This is a genomic window from Methanosarcina sp. DH1 (assembly GCF_020804205.1).
GTDB lineage: Archaea > Halobacteriota > Methanosarcinia > Methanosarcinales > Methanosarcinaceae > Methanosarcina > Methanosarcina vacuolata.
Genome location: NZ_WJBJ01000035.1, coordinates 15,404 through 31,683 on the forward strand (window position 1 = coordinate 15,404; position 16,280 = coordinate 31,683).

Here is a 16,280-nt window from a genome sequence, read left to right on the forward strand (position 1 = left end):
TGCAAGTACTACATGTCTGGTTTTTTAGTAAGTACTACAAGTGCAAGTACTACATGTCTGGTTTTTTAGTAAGTACTACAAGTGCAAGTACTACATGTCTTATTTTTTAGTAAGTACTACAAGTGCAAGTACCACAAGTATCAGTCATACCTTCCTATGTTTATCTTGTTTTCATTCTCATCTAGCTCTTTTGATGAATTTGATGGCACGTATCCCGCACCAATACAAGGGGAGTTTGATTTCAGATGATAATCATGCTTATTATGGTTTACAAAGAGAGGATTTGCATATATGTCAGTAGTTGAACTTGCATTTTTATAATTTCCACCTGTATTATTGTACAGACAGTTGTTTTCCAGCACAACGGAATGCGTTTCAGGCAGATAATTAATCACTGCGTATCCTGTCCCATCAGGGTCTTTTTTACGCTTCTGGGTATCAATGATTATGTTATTACGGACAATCGTTTTGTACCCTGTACCCTGAGGTGAAAGATCAACTGAATTGTCTGTGTCTTCGGAAGAAGGAGGATATATCTGGACAATAGCTGCATGATATACTCCGTCAAACACATTCCTCTCAATCAGGGTGTCATAAAACCCGCTGGTTACAACCCCTCCTACCCAGTCAATACTGGGATTAGTACCGGTGTTATAGAGGGTATTCTTATAAATGTGGACATTCTGCGCCTCTTCTTCGGGATAAGTCTCTCCATAACCTATCAGCCAGATTCCGGGGCCATAGGTATTATTGATAGTATTATTATATACCTCAACATCGTTGACGATACCTGTTGTTTTCTCAATCTGAATTCCAGAGCCACCTGCACTCCAGTGATAAAAGGAATCTATTACGTTATCATGGAATTTTACATGGTTTGAGTTCCAGACTCTAAGGCCGCTGTTGGTCCTGCAGGTGATTCTATTGTTCCAGGCTTCTACATTCAGGCAATCGATGGCAAAAAGGCCATCATGTCCCAATTTATACACTTTATTATCATAATACGTGATATTAGAGCCTCTCTCTACTCTTAACCCGTCTCCATGCCCGTCGTGCATATACATATCATTAACGTCTACGTTTTTAGCGTCAAGGAACTTGATCATGTTGTAATATCCTTGTCCTCTTTGCCTATCTTCATTCTTGTCATGATTTCCATCTATTTCAAATCCTTTTATAGTGACTCCATAGACTCCATCGCTGCCCATCTGTGTTATCATGGGCTTACCCACTGGCCAGTTTGCGTTATCCTGGAGTTTTACTACAGCCGTGTCGTCTCCTTCTAAGATTGTATTATTTCCAATTAGAATACTGTCAGAGATGACGTATGTATTTGGGCCTTTCAAATGAACGGTTGAGAACTGTGGATTTTTTGCAACATATTCAAGAGCTTGATTTATCTCTACCTGATCATCAATTCCATCGCAGGTAAAGTTTCCACTTCCGTCGCCAGCTACGTACACAGTATTGTTTGACGACTTAGGGGGAATGTTGGACTCCATAGTAGAGAAAATGAATATTCCCAATGCGACCAGGAATATAAGAATTACAATGGAGAGTCCTATTTTTTTCCGGTTTTGCTTTAAGTACGTCAGATATTTTTCGTCCATTTTATTCCTTACTCTTAATTATAAACCTCAGTCTTGAAAAATTCTTAAAAGCGAATTCTTGGACCGGGTTTGAAAAATAAACTTGAAAAAGTTGTTATTGCAATCTTACTTCTCATCTCCTGCGCAACTGCAGGAAATATTACCTTTCAGGATTTCTTTCCAGTCCCCAAGTACATCATGGGTCCAGCAGTCATCGGCACCTGCGGCTTCTCGCATGACCAGGGCAAAGATATACGAAAGTTCCTTGACTGTAGCTCCTGCTTCAAGGGCGCCTTTAAAATGCTTCAGAACGCAGGGTTTTGACCTGGCTTTGATGGAGAGAGCAAAGCAAATGAACTGATAGGTCTTTTCATCAATCATCCTTTTTTCGGCGTAAAGCTGATCAATTTCGTCCAGTTTCTGGGTAAACTCCGGGAAAAATTCTTCAAGCATTCTCATTTCTATGTCTCCTTTTTATCAATGTGGCTTTGATTTCAAGCTGCTAAGGTAATTTGTAATATGATAATTTTATATTTATGGATTGGTTCAAATCATTTTGAACTAATCGGCAAGGTGCCAATTATTCTGTAAAACCACAAATCTCCAAAAGTTATTAAGTAAAAAATTCCATAGCGGAAGATCAATTTTCTCCATCGTACGCAAAAACTTGACTTCAAATTTACAGCAAATTTGAGACACTGCATATGTCAGATACAAGTACATTGACAAAAACAACTTCTATATAATCCGGTGAGCAGTTAACACCTGAAAGTAGTCAAAAAAAGAATAGATGAACCAAATAACCGTTAGACCAAATAATCGTTAGACCAAATAACCATTAAACAAGACTCAATTCCATTTCATAACATCTTTCGTTCTCACCACAAATATTTGTTGTTTCCCTTATTATTCGAAAGCCCACTTTTTCATATAATTTTATAGCAGAAGCATTATTTACACTTACATACAATAATACCGAAGCTATCTTGTTTAACTTCATTTCCTGAATACTCTCTTCTAATAATTTCTCGCCAAACCCCTGTTTTCTGAAGTTTCTGTCAATTGAAATCGAACAAACTACTGATTTTTTCTTGAAGCCTTTAAAGGTAGGTATTAGTATTATGTAGTATACTGAGTAACCTACTACGTGGTTCTGACTCTTTATTACATAAAATATTTTCTTAAGTTTTGTTGAATATCTTATAAGCATATCCTGTCTTTGATTTTCAAACCCTTCTCCTTGGATTCTAAGTACTTCAGGAAGCATAACGCCCTCTATAGGCATAATGTTTTCCTTTTCCATCTGTTTCCAGTTCCTTATAAGAAAAGATCCGATAGTATCACGTATGAGTCTCTTAAAACTCGTTAAATATGCAATGGGTTTAGTGTAGATTTTAGAGAGGCTCATGAAATCACTTATATGGTGAATAATGCTGTTGGTGTAATTCTCAAAGATAATTATAATTGTTTCTGAATTGTGATAAATCTATCTTTAATTATACTTCAATTTTTATCTAAATTTAGTTGAATTAGCCATAATAAGGAATAATAAAAATATAACTTCAAATTTGCAGTTCCGGAATTGATCCTAATTTCATTCTCACGATAATGATTCTTGGCAATAAATATCTTGATATCCTCGATATTATACTTGAATCATTTCTAAGCATTACAGATAAATAAAGTTTAGATCACAAAAATATCTGTGTAGAACACCATTCAATCACTGTTCACTGCTGTTCAAGTATACAATATAGTTATGGTTGTTTTCAACCCAGAAAGTAATTGAATTATCCTGTTTTATGTCATAATCAAGAAATTCTCCGGATGTGTTGTCGTAAACCTGAGTATCTCTTCCAGCGTTTATGTTTACATTTACAAGGGCAATGCCACCATTTGTGTGTACATTAAACACGACAGAGTTTTTAGTATATTGCAGATTATCAAATGTGGCATCATATGTATTTCGACTTATTTGGCTGTACTCGTGAAAAGACACTATAGACATATTGTTTGACTCATAATTCTCTACCCAGTTATGAAATTTTGAGCGGCTAATTGAGTATTTTATGGCTGGGTCCTTATCAAGTTCATGGGTAAAAACCGGGTGTACCATACCTGCTTTAGATGCTGTTTCCCACCATTCCCAGGTATCATCTTCCAGACTTCCAATATATTTTTCCGTATGGATTCCCGAGTCTCCATTTCTCCAGATCATCCCTAAGGTTTCGTATGCATAAAGAGCGTGCATAATACTATCTCTGTTTCTCATGGAGCACCAGCTTGTCGGTTTTCGCCCGATTTTTTCATACACATACAAATGTCCTTCATCCATTATCCTATACGCCTGTTCCAGTGGGAAGCTGTTTAATTCTTTTGAGTAATGTACACCCACATCCCATGAATCATTGATGGCCAGCCCACGCAAGTATTCAATATCCTCTTCATTGTACTGCTCAAGGAGTTCTATGTCAAACCATATTGTTCCTCTATTTTTTTTGCTGTTAAGGTAACGTATTCCCTGCTCGGTTGTGTTTCTGACATGCGGGCCATCAATTCCGAAAGCCAGTATTCTGTTACTCCCAATCGCAGTTATGAGCTTTCTTTCTGAGGTCTGGCTTATACTGTATATATTTAAATCAAGGTGCGTTCCTTTTCCAAGTACAAAAGAAGTGAACTTAATGTACCCATTTGAAACATCCACATAAGGTAATCTCTGCCTATCGGTGTTATAAAATGGAGTCACGATACAGTTTCCATCTTTTACAAGAATAGTGTTTGTTTTGTTATATCCATCAAAAATAATCTCAAAATCAGATTTTTCTGCCGCATTCCCGATGGATATGGATTCACATCTGATATTCTCTGAAGAATCTTTAAAATAGCTTTCTAATATAATATTATTATTTACTTTTTGGAGAATCAACTTTGAACCAGGGGTATTAAGCTCAACAAAGCTTTGAGGGTCATCCATCTCTAAATCTATTGAGATCTGGTAAGTGCATTTAACCATCGGTATAAGCCTGCAGATGTAAAATGATCCAATCTGCCTTGGCTGCTCCATATAGTGAATTAGTGGGATGGAAGCGACTTCACAGAACCGATAAGTTTCTGAAGATTTAACTAAATCTGCCGTATATCCATTTATTCCGGATTCTAAAACAGTGTCTGCAACTGGAAACAAACTGTACGGGCATGAACAGGAGCCTCTTCTTACTTTATACTGCAGTACTTTTGAGGTCTTGAAAGAAATCTCTGACTTAAGCATCCCGTAAATTGCAGAATATAATTTGTCATAAATCTTATTACCCTGAAGTTTTGCAATAAAAACATTTTTCGGAACGCTGTTAGATTTGGAGTAGTTTTGTGAAAATAAGGTAAGAATGCCTTGATCAATATTCTCACGAGTTTTTGTAGTCTCCTTACAGGGAAAAGCTTCAGCTCCTCCAATAAATAAACTACCCATTACAAACGGTATTAGAAAAAACATTTTTAGGCGATTACGGCTGTTCACTAAACCACCACATAAATTTTATATTCTATTTTTTATCCGACTTGCTTCTTCTAATTCAATAATCATGTGGACAGCCTTTCAAGTCTGAAACATTATTGTATGATATTTGTACTCGTAATACATTGAACGTACACAAATCATTTTAAAGCCATGCTTATTTGCAATTTTTTCGATTGTGTAGGGGTTGTGGGCAAATCCAAGAATATCTTTTGGACTATTTTTCAGGCGTGCCGATACTGCAGTCCGAAACTCGAAGCCTGTTTTGCATAAAATTCTCAAGCCGTTCGTGTTTTGTGAGAATAGACCTATCTTCCATAGTGGATATAGGCGGGAGTCCAGGATGTCAAAAAATACTATTTTACCATCTTTATTTAGATGCTTTGACGCATCAGAGATGAATTTATCAATTTCCTGAAATGTCAGGTACTGAATTACACCAGCTGCAGTTATTCTATCAAAGTTGAAATTCAGTTTATCCCAGAGTGTTTCATGGTCAGCAAGAAGCAGATCTATGTTTTGACACTTTTTTTTCTCAATCCTTTTACTTGCTTCTTTTAACATGGATTCGGAAAAATCCACCCCTAAAAGCTGTTCATACTCTGGAGCATAGTACGTCAAAAGTTCTGCGGCACCGCATCCAAAATCAAGAAGTGTTCTGCCCCCTTCAAGGTGGAACAGTTTTTCCCTGGCTTCCATAGAAAGAAACTCCTCAGATGAGTATCTGTGCCCTCCATGTTTCTTATCTTTGAAAAAATCTTTCCAGACATTTTTTGATTTTGACATGCTTTTCGGACCCCAATATCTTGTTCTTTTCGATATCTTTTTCCAGGCAATCTGTAACTTCCAGATTACCGTTTTTTAACTATTTATTGACTGATTCGAGCTATAAAAGAAATTAATAATTTTTCTGATTTTACACATATGCGCATAATTATATATACTTTTCTAATCAAATTTCAAGGTCTGTATCACGAGTTGTCAAGATAACTAAAGTATTATCTTTACCCATAATAAATTTGAAATTAGTCCCCTCTGCTCCTGAAGTGCATATTTATTAACATTAATTTAAAGGCTTTTAATATGCTATATAATTCAAGTTTAATATATATTTGAAATAAATATTAAAAAATTTCAGTTAATTTTAAATTTAAATAATATACATAATCTATTTGTCCATTTTATATTAAAGGCTGCCTATTGCTAAAATCAGTTATTTGCCGAAAATAAGTTATTTGCTTATAATCAGTTATTTGCCTAAAATAAGTTAGATATTCTCCCAAAACAACTAATTTGTATAAATTATAAATTTGACATTATGTCTTCATTACATCGGTGATGTTTTATGGGAATCCATAGAACATTATCACCTGCCGCAAAACCAAATACAAAAAACCTTATGCAGACTTATGAAAATTAATAAACGGAATCTTATATGTAGTTACACAAGGTTGTAAGTGGAAAGATATTTCTCCACACCTAAAAAAAGAAGATAGCCAATAAAAGTGGACCTGGGTCAATTTCAAAAAGAAAATCACAATAAAAAAGTTCTTTAGCTGGATAAGATTATTCAAAATCTCTTGCAAAGATATGAAATCAAAGAATAACATACTTTATGTTCTAATCTTATCAGCAACAACTAAGGTAAATTTTGGTAGCCCACAATCTAATTAAGATTCTTTTATCACTGCCCTGTAAATGTAGAGTTTATAGGCTGTAAATGCAAAGTTGATTGGCTGTAAAGCAAACTACAAGGTTTCTTTGCCATTTCCAAGTTATTTGGCATGAAAGTTTTTTCAAGTCCTTTCGTTTCTTTGTGCCTGTGATTAGAAGAATTTCATATGCGTTTTTTTGTAAAGTATTTCCTTCTCCAGTGGAGTGCAACATTTACAAGTCCGATCATTACGGGCACTTCAATTAGAGGGCCTACTACAGCTGCAAACGCCTGACCTGAATTGATACCAAAAACCGCTACTGCTACGGCAATTGCAAGTTCAAAGTTGTTACTTGCTGCCGTAAAGGCGAGAGAAGTTGTCTGTTCGTAACTAATCCCCATTTGTTTACATATAAGGAAAGAGACCCCAAACATAGTTACAAAATATATTAAGAGGGGTATTGCAATCCTTACAACGTCCATTGGTAGTGCAACAATGTATTCGCCTTTTAACGAGAACATAACAATAATCGTGAACAATAGAGCATAAAGTGAAATCGGGCCTATTGTTGGAATGAGTTTGTTATCATACCATTCGGCTCCTTTTGAGGGGCGCAGGAAATAACGGGTTAAAAAACCAGCAATGAAAGGAATTCCCAGATAGATCGCAACACTTTGAGCGACCTCTCCCATGGATACATATATTTCCATACCACTAAGTCCCAGCCATTCAGGCAGTATGGTTATAAAGAAATAAGCAAAGACGGAGTAGAAGACCAACTGAAAGACTGAATTGAAAGCAACAAGTGCAGCCGCATATTCATTATCCCCATCTGCCAGACTGTTCCAGACAATCACCATGGCAATGCACCTGGCCAGACCGATTAGAATAACACCTACCATATATTCTGGATATTCTCTGAGAAATACAATTGCCAGGATAAACATTAAAATCGGGCCGATTATCCAGTTCTGGAGTAAGGATAAACCCAATACCTTATGATTTCTGAAGACCTTGCCTAGCTCTTCATATTTGACCCGCGCCAGTGGCGGGTACATCATAACTATTAATCCGATAGCGATGGGAATGGACGTGGTGCCAATAGACAAACTCTGTAATAAGTCTGCAAAGCCCGGGAAGACAAAACCCAGAGCCACGCCGATAAACATAGCCAGAAATATCCACAGGGTTAAATAACGATTTAAAAACGATAATCTTGATACAGCAGTTTCTTCCAGAACGAACACCCTCTATTTTTCAATAAATATTTTATAAAAATGTAACTATCCAGCCTATCAAAACATGTCTATTGATATTGATTCTAGTGAAAGTAAGAAATCAAAGAAATAACCTGTAAAAGAGGACGAAACGCAGTCAGTTGCCAACAGTTCCATAAAATCAATTTGCAGAAATTTGTCTATTTAATTTTAACAAAGATGGCTATTGATTCTGTTTTATATAGGCTGAATAGTTACATAAAAATAACTATTTTTTGATCACTCGCAACATCTATCACCTGCTTTAAGCTTTTCTAATAAAACTAAATCGTCTTTACAAACGTTTATTTTCTCAACTTCGTAACCAATAATAATCGAGAGGAAGGGAAATTTTTGAAAAGTAGAATCGTTGAGTTGGTAATAGACCCACTGGGATTTTTTTACAGAAACAATAATTCCTGCCACTTTCAGTTTATTCAGATGTCTGGAAGTGTTAGATTGCTTAATGCCTAAAACTGCTTCAATATCACAGACACATAGTTCTTGGTTTTTTAAAAGATTCAGTATCCTTATCCTGTTTTCATCAGCCAACGCCTTAAATATGTAAACAATATCCACGGGCACCACCAACTCTAAATGAGTATATGCAATTATACTCATATAATATTTAAAAGTACGGTCTTATTTTTAATTGTGAATTCTACTTAAAATTCTATCAGTAACATTATATAATCAACTGTTTAAGCCTCAATTATTTTGGTGAGGTTACTTCTGATTCTAAATAAATGTTTTTTTATTAAAGAGAGCTCGTGATCGTTGAAACCTCCCAACAGAAACATCACAGATAGATAAACAAGAACGCCTATTCCTGCAGCCACGAGAAGCTTATAGGTGGTCAATATCTCAAAACGGGAAACAAAGAAGTACATAGCTGTTGAGGATAAAATACATTTTATGATATCATAAAAATAAAAGTTATGTTTGAAATGTTTTAGAGACATATGTGTGCAAAGAATAGCCATAAAAAAGTATGAGAATAAGGTTGATAGAGCAGCTCCGACAATGCCTACCCAGGGTACTAGAAGGAGGTTAAGTAACACGTTCAAAACCGCCACAGCAAAATTAATATAAGTTGGTACTTTCGTTTTTTTGACAATTAATAGTGTATTGATAAAAATTTGAGCGATTCCTGCTAGAAGGCCAGAAGAAGCTATAACTGGGATCACAAACCAACCTGAAACAAAGTTCTCTGTTGTAAATATTCCAAGCAAAGGTTTTGCAAAAGCTGAAAGCCCAAAGACTGCAGGAATAGAAATAATAAGGAAATATCGCAAGGAATAAGACATATAAACTGTTAATTCATCAATTTTATTTTCATCAAACAGTTTTGAGAGCTCTGGGAAAAGAATAAGCTGAAGAGGGTTTATAAGAAGTTGTATAAGGTTCCCGAAGGAGCAGGCTGCCGAATATATGCCTACACTATTGAGACCGAGAAAATAAGTAACTAAATATCTGTCACTTGATTCTGTAATCCATCTTACAAGAGTATTTGGGGTTAAAGGTAAAGAGAATCGCAGGTACTCCTTTAAATAAGTAAATCGAGGGATAACAAGTCCTATCTGTTTAATAATGATCAGAATAGCGATTAAAGTAATGACGCCCTGTACCACTAATGTGGCTACTATTACACCAAGTAGCCCATATCCAATTTTGAGAAGAAAGAGAATAAAAAGTAATTTTCCAAGTGCTTCAAAAAGAGTAAAGTAAGAAAATTCCTTAATCTGCCTGAACACTCTGAAATAATAAAGAGACACAGGCTCGATTACATTCACGAGAATCAAAAGGGAGCCTGCTTTGATGAAATAGGCCGCATCTGGATCCTTGAAACCAAACGTTGCTAGAGGTTCGGCAAGCATATACAGTGAAAGGGAGGCCAGAAGGCCAGAAATAGTCACGAAAAAAAGAATGGAATAGACAGCCTCCTTTATCACTTCCTTCTCTGTTTCAGAAGATAAAAATCTGACAAGACCCATTGAAAGGCCCATAAGTGCAAGAGGAGAGATTAAAGATACTGAAATGTTTATCTGCGCCCAGAGACCGTAATCATACGTCCCAAGGCTTTTTGTGATTATCGGGATTAGAAGGAAGGTACTTAAGTTTGTAAGTACCTGAACTATTCCGATAAGGCCGACTTCTCTTGCAAATTTTTGATATGACACTATAACACCTAAAACTTAGTCTTGTTTAACTCTCTGACTGGAGACTAATAGAAGTAATTTTGAGATGAATTGCTCTAAAAATACAATCATCAAAGCGGTTTGTTGTCCTGCTACCTTCAGCCTAATTAAATATCTAGAAGTGTTAGATTGCTTAATGCCTAAAACCGCCTTATATCACAGACACGCAATCCCTCATTTTTTAAAAAAATCCCATCCCCTTATCCTGTTCTCATCAGCCAGAGCCTTAAATATGGAAAACAATATCTGCGGGGATCCTCACTTATATATGAGTATATGGACTTATACTCATATATTACTTAAATATGTTGATTTATATTCCACTACTAATTATAATTCTTCTGGTTAATGCTGAGGTAATCTTATTTAGGATTCATCAAATCATGCCGAGAATAATTGGAAAAATAAAGGTTGTGTATTGACCGTGATTGCAGTAAATTCTACTATTTGTGGCTTTGTTCACAAAGTCCATGGAAGCAGAAAAGGAAACAAAATTGTTGTTGACATCGAAACTCCATATGAAAAGATAAAGAAGTTTTCTCACATGGAAATTCCCATGAAATAAATTATGGACATCAAAGATAACTACGTGATTGATAAAGCACAAGAAGTTAAATGCTGCTCAAACTGCTTAGAGCCTATTCGAAAAGTGGTTGCCTGCTATAACTTTTACAATATGCAATATGCAAAATCAGAACGGACGCCCGGATATTTAGACCTATTGTAACTTTTCGATATGTATTACTGAATTTTCGGATAGGCTCTTAGTACCCTGTGCAGTACTCAACCTCTGTAGACTTGATAGTGGACTCATTGCAAAATCTCTGGCAAAAAAGGCGGGCAGTATTAGTGTTGAATTTAATGATGTTTTACTGTCTTCCCTGCTTCGTGGGTCTTAAAGTTTATCAAAATTAATAACTACAGTTACAAAAAGATAATTAATAGCCAACAGCTATCAAGAATTAGTCCAGAGAACTTCGATAAACCTCTGATCCCAACAAATTACTTAAATACCCTTTATAAGCAGGTAGCTAAAAAGTAGGGTTTATCGAAGTCCTCTTCATATAAATTTTTTCTATTGAATCTAATAAGATAACGGTTGATCTTGCTTTGTCCAGGCTGAATATTCACGCATATCTTTATTTGCTTTTATCATAAATAGTACTATAATACTTTTGTTTGCATTTAGCTGAGGCATCAAAGCAACTCAATACTATTCTGGAACGGGGGGAGGAAAATAAATCTTAAAGGTACTTTTCGAAGAATACTGATTGCAACAGACGGGTCTAAATATAGTCAAACTGCCGTACTTCAAGGAATGGAACTTGCAAAAATTATGGGTGCGAAGGTCTATGCTCTCTATGTGCTTAATAAAGACGCATATGTACCGTCTGTACTGGAAACACCGATTCATCTGGGTTCTAGCTGGAACGTCATGGAGGAAATGTTGCGTCAAGAAGGAAATGATGCTATCCAGTATGCTAAGAAGGTTGCAAAGGATAAGGGAATAGACTATGAAGGTGTGGTTGTAGAAGGCGATCCTGCGAGTGCAATTCTGGAGTTTGCAGAGCAGAACAAAGCAGATATTATAATAATGGGAACCCTTGGTAAAGGAGGATTAGAAAGATTTTTGCTTGGAAGTGTAACAGATAAGGTTGTAAGGCATTCAAAGGTTCCAGTTCTTGTTGTTAAAAAACAAAAACAGAATTAAGGATATAAAAGGTCCATTATTGGAATACTTAATGTCACCTGTATAGAGCTTACGCAGTTGCTTACTTTGCAGACAACTTTTGAGGTTCCATTATTTTCGTGCTAAGACTGCTTTTGATAGGTTAACGTAAAAATTCATTTTATTACATGGGAAGAACAGAAGATTAAGAATCCTCTGTCTTTTAGGTTGTGGTGAAGTGAACCTTGTCTCTTTTTTTTCATTTAAACCACATACATCTCTTCTTTGCAAAATGGGGTTTTCTTGATACTATAGGTCAGAAATGGTTTCGATAAACCATATAAAAGCCGACTCCCATAATTACAAGGCCTGCAACTTTTTTTAAAGGGAAACCATATTTTGAAACTTTCTTAAGCCTTGAGGAAGAAAAGCTTGCAGAATAAGCAACAAGAAGCATTGGAACGGAAAAGCCGAGGGAATATATGAAAAGCATCAACGCTCCATAAACAATCTTACCTGAAACAGCAACCATGGTGAGGATTGAACCAAGTACTGAGCCGACACACGGAAGCCAGACAATCCCGAGAGAGAGACCAAGTAAAAGCCCTCCTAAAAGGCCCTCTCGTTTGGAGTTCGCAAGGGATGAAAAGTTTCCAAAAACATTGAAAATATTGAGATCAAAGATCAGAGCAACGCCCATAGTTATAAGAAGAATTTCGGCGAAGATGTTAAGGTAACCGAGATAAGCCGTGAACGTAGCCCCTAAAATGGAAGTAATGATCCCCATGCAGGTGAAAGAAAGGGACAAACCTAACACAATCGCAAGCGGTCTGAACTTTCCTTTCTCAGTTGAGTAAGCAAAAACTGCCGGAATTACGGGCAGGATACACGGAGAAAGTACACTGACTACCCCTGCAAAAAAAGCTGCAATTGGAAAAAAATCGGAAAACATAGTTTATTCCTCTGTTTTCCTGGATTCAATAGCTTTCTCAAGAGTCTCTGAAAGGATTTCTTTGTCGGTAACACCTAGGAACCTTGCGCTTGTTCTTTCTTGGCTTTTGCTGCCGTCCTGCCGCATATATATGTATTTTCCGTTTTCGATGCCCATAATAATACAGGTATCCGGAATAACTCTTACTCCAAATTCTGTTGCAAACTCGGGATTCTGCTTGATATCAATAAGCATGAATGAGGCAGAATCCTGATATTTTGGAAGTAGCTCTGAGAATATTTCTTCCTGTTCTCCACAGGGAATACAACCCTTTGAGCCAAGTTTCAGTACAACAGGACCTTTTTTGAGGGCTTCATCAATCTGGCTCAAGTTCGTAACTTCAATCAATTTCATTCCATTGCCTGAGTCACTAACGTTCTCCGTAATTTCAGCAAGGTCTGTTTCATTATCGGAGCTGTCAGAATCTATGCAACCAGAGCTGAAGACCAGGAAACAAAAAACCGCTAAAGTTGAGAGCGATTTTATTAAAGTAGGTAATGAAAAATGAATTTGTTTCTTACCTTGTATTCTATGCAATCGCTTCATTATAGTTCTCCAAAAATTTTCATATTCTATTTTATAGTCAAGAAGTAGAAACTTATTATAAAATATCAAGATATGTTGATATACTCAAATGTAACAAATATTATAAGTATTTTGTCAAATTACTTGTGAGTATCAAAAATATGAGGGAGATCCTTGTAGTGATTAACTCGATTGACAAGAGGAAATATTCTGTAATTGATCAGTCCAGTGAGAAATCAATCTATTTTCCCTCGTTTGCCTCTTCTCTGCTTGTTTTTGATTCAGTGCTCGCCGAGAATATTCATCTACACAGAACTGGCACGTTATACGGGCAGAAGGTACAACAGCAACTACCTCTTTGATTTTAAGATCAAATGCCTTCTCCATAAAGATAGTGCGGCATATATTTACAAAGATTTCAGGAACTTTTGGTAATACTTTATTCTAAAAGAGCAGCTTAATCCCTCAAATTGATTTAGAAATCCTAAGTTATAAAAAACCGCGACGTATATATCAAAAAATGTTGATATATTGTAATTTAAGATTTCAAAAATCCCGAAAAATATGGAGTATAAATAACAATATGTTAGATATCTAAAATAATTGATATGAAAACCCTTATTTAGAAGGCTTAACTTCTTTTATTTATGAGCTATTGTTGTCCTGCTGACCCTGAGAAAAAGAAGGAATGGGAAGAGAAAATGCTCCAGGAAATCGATTTTCTGGACAACGACATAAAAAAAGCCAGTGAGATCTTCAGCGCTCTCGGACATCCTATCAGACTGAAAATTGCTTATTTTCTCTCTCAACGAGATCACTGCGTTTGCGAATTGATATTTAAATTGAACGAAAGGCAGAACCTTGTTTCTCATCACCTTGCAATCATGAAAAACTGCGGGATCGTCGAAGCCTACAGCAGTTCAAAATGGCATTTTTACAGGTTGAATCCTGAATTTGAAGATATTTTTGAAATTATTAAGCAGTTACAAAACAAAAAATCCGAATAAACCTGAAAGAGAAGTTGAATGAACCTGAATGAAAATCAGAACAGGTCTTAATTAAATCTGGAAAGAAAAAGATTTAAAAATGAAAATGACTGGGTTTTCAGTCCTTACAGAAGCAACAACAGTCTTCTTCTCATTTATTTGTATTTTCTTCTGTCTATGTATCTTTTGTATTTTCTTCCGTCTATGTATCTTTTGTATTTTTTCTGTCTATATATCTTTTTTATTTTCTTCTGTCTATGTATCTTTTTTATTTTTTCTGTCTATGTATCTTTTTTATTTTTTCTGTCTATGTATCTTTTTTATTTTTTCTGTCTATGTATGACTCAGTTTCATAATTTAGTGATTTCTCATTTTTTCCGTCCTTAAAACTTCACTTTTCTCTGCTAACTGCTCAAATAAACTGTAATAATCCTTGAGAAATGATTTCTTTGGCAGGAATGCCAAAGAATTATTTTACTCCGTTAATTGTTTCACTGAATTTTTTGACTAAAATCGATACGCTCCGCTACTTAATCCTTAACTCAGCTCTCAAAAATATCTTTTACTAAAGCTTAAATGGAGTAAATAATCTGAACAATTCCAGAAATGACTTTTGTGGTTTCTTGAGCAAATTTAATCTTCTCATTTGAGCAAGTTTGATCTGATTCTCAATTCCTTTATCAGTCCTGAACTGCTTCTTGTTATCCGTTTTTAGACTTTTTGAATAATAACTTTCAATAGGATTATTTGTCGCCGGCGCTCCTGGAAGATAATGGAACAAAGTAAGATTTAGCCAGTGTTTATTGATCATCCACAATCGTTTTTGAACCAATTCATCATATGTTCTTATATTTTCCATTAATTTATTGAAGTTATATTTTGCTTTTTCAAGACTATTAARTGGAAGATTTTCCTTTTTYCGTCTTCTTTCAAGCTTTAATTCATTTCTATACTTGTAAAATTTCTTTTTTGCGTTTTTACTCCATTCCTGATGTTTTTCTTCTTTATTAACTAGATTAGGTTCTTCAGATAGAAGTTCTTCCAGAAATTTAATTTCATTCTCTCGATTGTAAAATATATTCAATAACCTGTACTTCAATAATTCCTGTTCAATTGTTGTATTTTTTGGGAAATCACTAACAATAAGCTTGTTTAAGTGCATTAAACAATATTGATGGACTAACTTATCCCCAAAAATTTCCTTTAATATATCAGGGTATCTCTTATCAAAGTCCGTAACGATAAACACAGGCTCTGATGCATCCAGATTTTTCTGTAAAAATCCCTTGATGGTTTCTGAACTCTTATCTTCAAAAAGTTCATCTGCTATCGTTCTTTGAGTTTTTGCATCCAGTAAAGTTAAACGGTATTTCTGACATCTTCCTTCTTTTGGATGTTGTTCGTCATAGTGCACCATATGTATATTTTCTGAAAATGGAACAGTTTTCTGTTCCATTTCTTCGTAGAATGCTCTTAAAATAGTGCTTTTTGATCTCGGATAGATGAAGTCCATTATATCAGAAATTCCATCGTATGAAACGTTATGGTATCTGAGTAACTGGAAGAAATCATTGAATGAATTAAAAAGTAAAGTCTTCAGATCTTCCCAAAAACTATGATCTTCTTCGTGTGTATTACCACAATTTGAGCATTTATATCGACCAATGTTGATTTCTCCAAGACCTTCTTTAGTATGAGGATTATAGCCATTATGAACCATTGGAGTACTACAAATTGAACAGACTGGAGGAATTTTTCTACGAAAAATTCCTCGTGTGGTATATTCATAATCGTTTCCAAAACAACCAAAAACGTCTAAGAGAGCAGGGAGCTCCGAAAAGTTATTAAGAGTAAGGTTTATAGTTACCATTGTTTTTGCCGTAACATCATTACATAATTA

At 35.4% G+C, this 16,280-nt stretch carries 15 protein-coding genes; 4 read left to right on the plus strand and 11 right to left on the minus strand.

Annotated elements, in window-relative coordinates; genetic code table 11:
* Positions 1 to 140: 140 nt before the first annotated feature.
* The 8 genes from FXW07_RS18180 to FXW07_RS18215 all read right to left on the minus strand — a co-directional run bounded on the left by FXW07_RS18180 (position 141) and on the right by FXW07_RS18215 (position 10,191).
* On the minus strand, positions 141 to 1,610 hold the full coding sequence (locus FXW07_RS18180; protein WP_229397022.1) for a right-handed parallel beta-helix repeat-containing protein: 1,470 nt from the start codon (positions 1,608 to 1,610) through the stop codon (positions 141 to 143).
* Between the two features lie 105 nt (positions 1,611 to 1,715).
* Complete coding sequence (locus FXW07_RS18185; RefSeq protein WP_048117413.1) at positions 1,716 to 2,048, minus strand: carboxymuconolactone decarboxylase family protein; 333 nt, start codon at positions 2,046 to 2,048, stop codon at positions 1,716 to 1,718.
* Positions 2,049 to 2,427: 379 nt separating this feature from the next.
* On the minus strand, positions 2,428 to 2,892 hold the full coding sequence (locus FXW07_RS18190; protein WP_346655676.1) for an N-acetyltransferase: 465 nt from the start codon (positions 2,890 to 2,892) through the stop codon (positions 2,428 to 2,430).
* A gap of 420 nt (positions 2,893 to 3,312) precedes the next feature.
* Positions 3,313 to 5,055 (minus strand): hypothetical protein, encoded by a 1,743-nt coding sequence (locus tag FXW07_RS18195; RefSeq protein WP_229397026.1) that lies wholly within the window; start codon positions 5,053 to 5,055, stop codon positions 3,313 to 3,315.
* Positions 5,056 to 5,181: 126 nt separating this feature from the next.
* Positions 5,182 to 5,886: a methyltransferase domain-containing protein gene (locus FXW07_RS18200; protein WP_229397028.1), complete on the minus strand. Its 705-nt coding sequence runs from the start codon at positions 5,884 to 5,886 to the stop codon at positions 5,182 to 5,184.
* Positions 5,887 to 6,937: 1,051 nt separating this feature from the next.
* A complete protein-coding gene (gene arsB, locus FXW07_RS18205; protein WP_346655677.1) occupies positions 6,938 to 8,002 on the minus strand; it encodes an ACR3 family arsenite efflux transporter in 1,065 nt (354 codons plus the stop codon).
* Positions 8,003 to 8,251: 249 nt separating this feature from the next.
* The gene (locus tag FXW07_RS18210) at positions 8,252 to 8,590 is read right to left on the minus strand and encodes a metalloregulator ArsR/SmtB family transcription factor (RefSeq protein ID WP_229397032.1); all 339 of its coding nucleotides are present in this window, start codon (positions 8,588 to 8,590) and stop codon (positions 8,252 to 8,254) included.
* A gap of 122 nt (positions 8,591 to 8,712) precedes the next feature.
* Positions 8,713 to 10,191 carry a flippase gene (locus FXW07_RS18215; RefSeq protein WP_229397033.1) on the minus strand — a complete coding sequence of 493 codons (1,479 nt, stop codon included), beginning with the start codon at positions 10,189 to 10,191 and terminating at the stop codon, positions 8,713 to 8,715.
* Positions 10,192 to 10,627: 436 nt separating this feature from the next.
* On the opposite strand from FXW07_RS18215, the gene FXW07_RS18220 reads away from it, so the two are divergent.
* Both FXW07_RS18220 and FXW07_RS18225 read left to right on the plus strand, forming a co-directional pair.
* Positions 10,628 to 10,774 (plus strand): hypothetical protein, encoded by a 147-nt coding sequence (locus tag FXW07_RS18220; protein WP_229397034.1) that lies wholly within the window; start codon positions 10,628 to 10,630, stop codon positions 10,772 to 10,774.
* Positions 10,775 to 11,476: 702 nt separating this feature from the next.
* Positions 11,477 to 11,920, plus strand: a complete 444-nt coding sequence (locus FXW07_RS18225) for a universal stress protein (protein ID WP_255679157.1) — start codon at positions 11,477 to 11,479, stop codon at positions 11,918 to 11,920.
* 274 nt (positions 11,921 to 12,194) lie between these two features.
* On the opposite strand, the gene FXW07_RS18230 is transcribed toward FXW07_RS18225, so the two are convergent.
* Together FXW07_RS18230 and FXW07_RS18235 are read right to left on the minus strand one after the other, a co-directional pair.
* Positions 12,195 to 12,830, minus strand: coding sequence for a cytochrome c biogenesis CcdA family protein (locus FXW07_RS18230; protein ID WP_229397035.1), 636 nt, complete (start codon positions 12,828 to 12,830; stop codon positions 12,195 to 12,197).
* A 3-nt stretch (positions 12,831 to 12,833) separates the two neighbouring features.
* The gene (locus FXW07_RS18235) at positions 12,834 to 13,415 is read right to left on the minus strand and encodes a thioredoxin family protein (protein WP_229397036.1); all 582 of its coding nucleotides are present in this window, start codon (positions 13,413 to 13,415) and stop codon (positions 12,834 to 12,836) included.
* A 140-nt stretch (positions 13,416 to 13,555) separates the two neighbouring features.
* Between FXW07_RS18235 and FXW07_RS18240 the strand changes: the two genes are divergently transcribed.
* Together FXW07_RS18240 and FXW07_RS18245 are read left to right on the plus strand one after the other, a co-directional pair.
* The gene (locus FXW07_RS18240) at positions 13,556 to 13,756 is read left to right on the plus strand and encodes a hypothetical protein (RefSeq protein WP_229397037.1); all 201 of its coding nucleotides are present in this window, start codon (positions 13,556 to 13,558) and stop codon (positions 13,754 to 13,756) included.
* A gap of 285 nt (positions 13,757 to 14,041) precedes the next feature.
* On the plus strand, positions 14,042 to 14,401 hold the full coding sequence (locus tag FXW07_RS18245; protein ID WP_229397038.1) for a metalloregulator ArsR/SmtB family transcription factor: 360 nt from the start codon (positions 14,042 to 14,044) through the stop codon (positions 14,399 to 14,401).
* Between the two features lie 544 nt (positions 14,402 to 14,945).
* Here the strand turns inward: FXW07_RS18245 and FXW07_RS18250 are convergent.
* Positions 14,946 to 16,250: an ISNCY family transposase gene (locus FXW07_RS18250; protein WP_229397039.1), complete on the minus strand. Its 1,305-nt coding sequence runs from the start codon at positions 16,248 to 16,250 to the stop codon at positions 14,946 to 14,948.
* Positions 16,251 to 16,280: the final 30 nt, after the last annotated feature.

What these genes read in the sequence shown, in the direction of transcription:
- FXW07_RS18180 (WP_229397022.1), bottom strand. Translation starts at nt 1,610, where the DNA reads ATGGACGAAAAATATCTGACGTACTTAAAGCAAAACCGGAAAAAAATA.
- FXW07_RS18185 (WP_048117413.1), bottom strand. Translation starts at nt 2,048, where the DNA reads ATGAGAATGCTTGAAGAATTTTTCCCGGAGTTTACCCAGAAACTGGAC.
- FXW07_RS18190 (WP_346655676.1), bottom strand. Translation starts at nt 2,892, where the DNA reads ATGGAAAAGGAAAACATTATGCCTATAGAGGGCGTTATGCTTCCTGAA.
- FXW07_RS18195 (WP_229397026.1), bottom strand. Translation starts at nt 5,055, where the DNA reads ATGGGTAGTTTATTTATTGGAGGAGCTGAAGCTTTTCCCTGTAAGGAG.
- FXW07_RS18200 (WP_229397028.1), bottom strand. Translation starts at nt 5,886, where the DNA reads ATGTCAAAATCAAAAAATGTCTGGAAAGATTTTTTCAAAGATAAGAAA.
- FXW07_RS18230 (WP_229397035.1), bottom strand. Translation starts at nt 12,830, where the DNA reads ATGTTTTCCGATTTTTTTCCAATTGCAGCTTTTTTTGCAGGGGTAGTC.
- FXW07_RS18235 (WP_229397036.1), bottom strand. Translation starts at nt 13,415, where the DNA reads ATGAAGCGATTGCATAGAATACAAGGTAAGAAACAAATTCATTTTTCA.
- FXW07_RS18240 (WP_229397037.1), top strand. Translation starts at nt 13,556, where the DNA reads ATGAGGGAGATCCTTGTAGTGATTAACTCGATTGACAAGAGGAAATAT.
- FXW07_RS18245 (WP_229397038.1), top strand. Translation starts at nt 14,042, where the DNA reads ATGAGCTATTGTTGTCCTGCTGACCCTGAGAAAAAGAAGGAATGGGAA.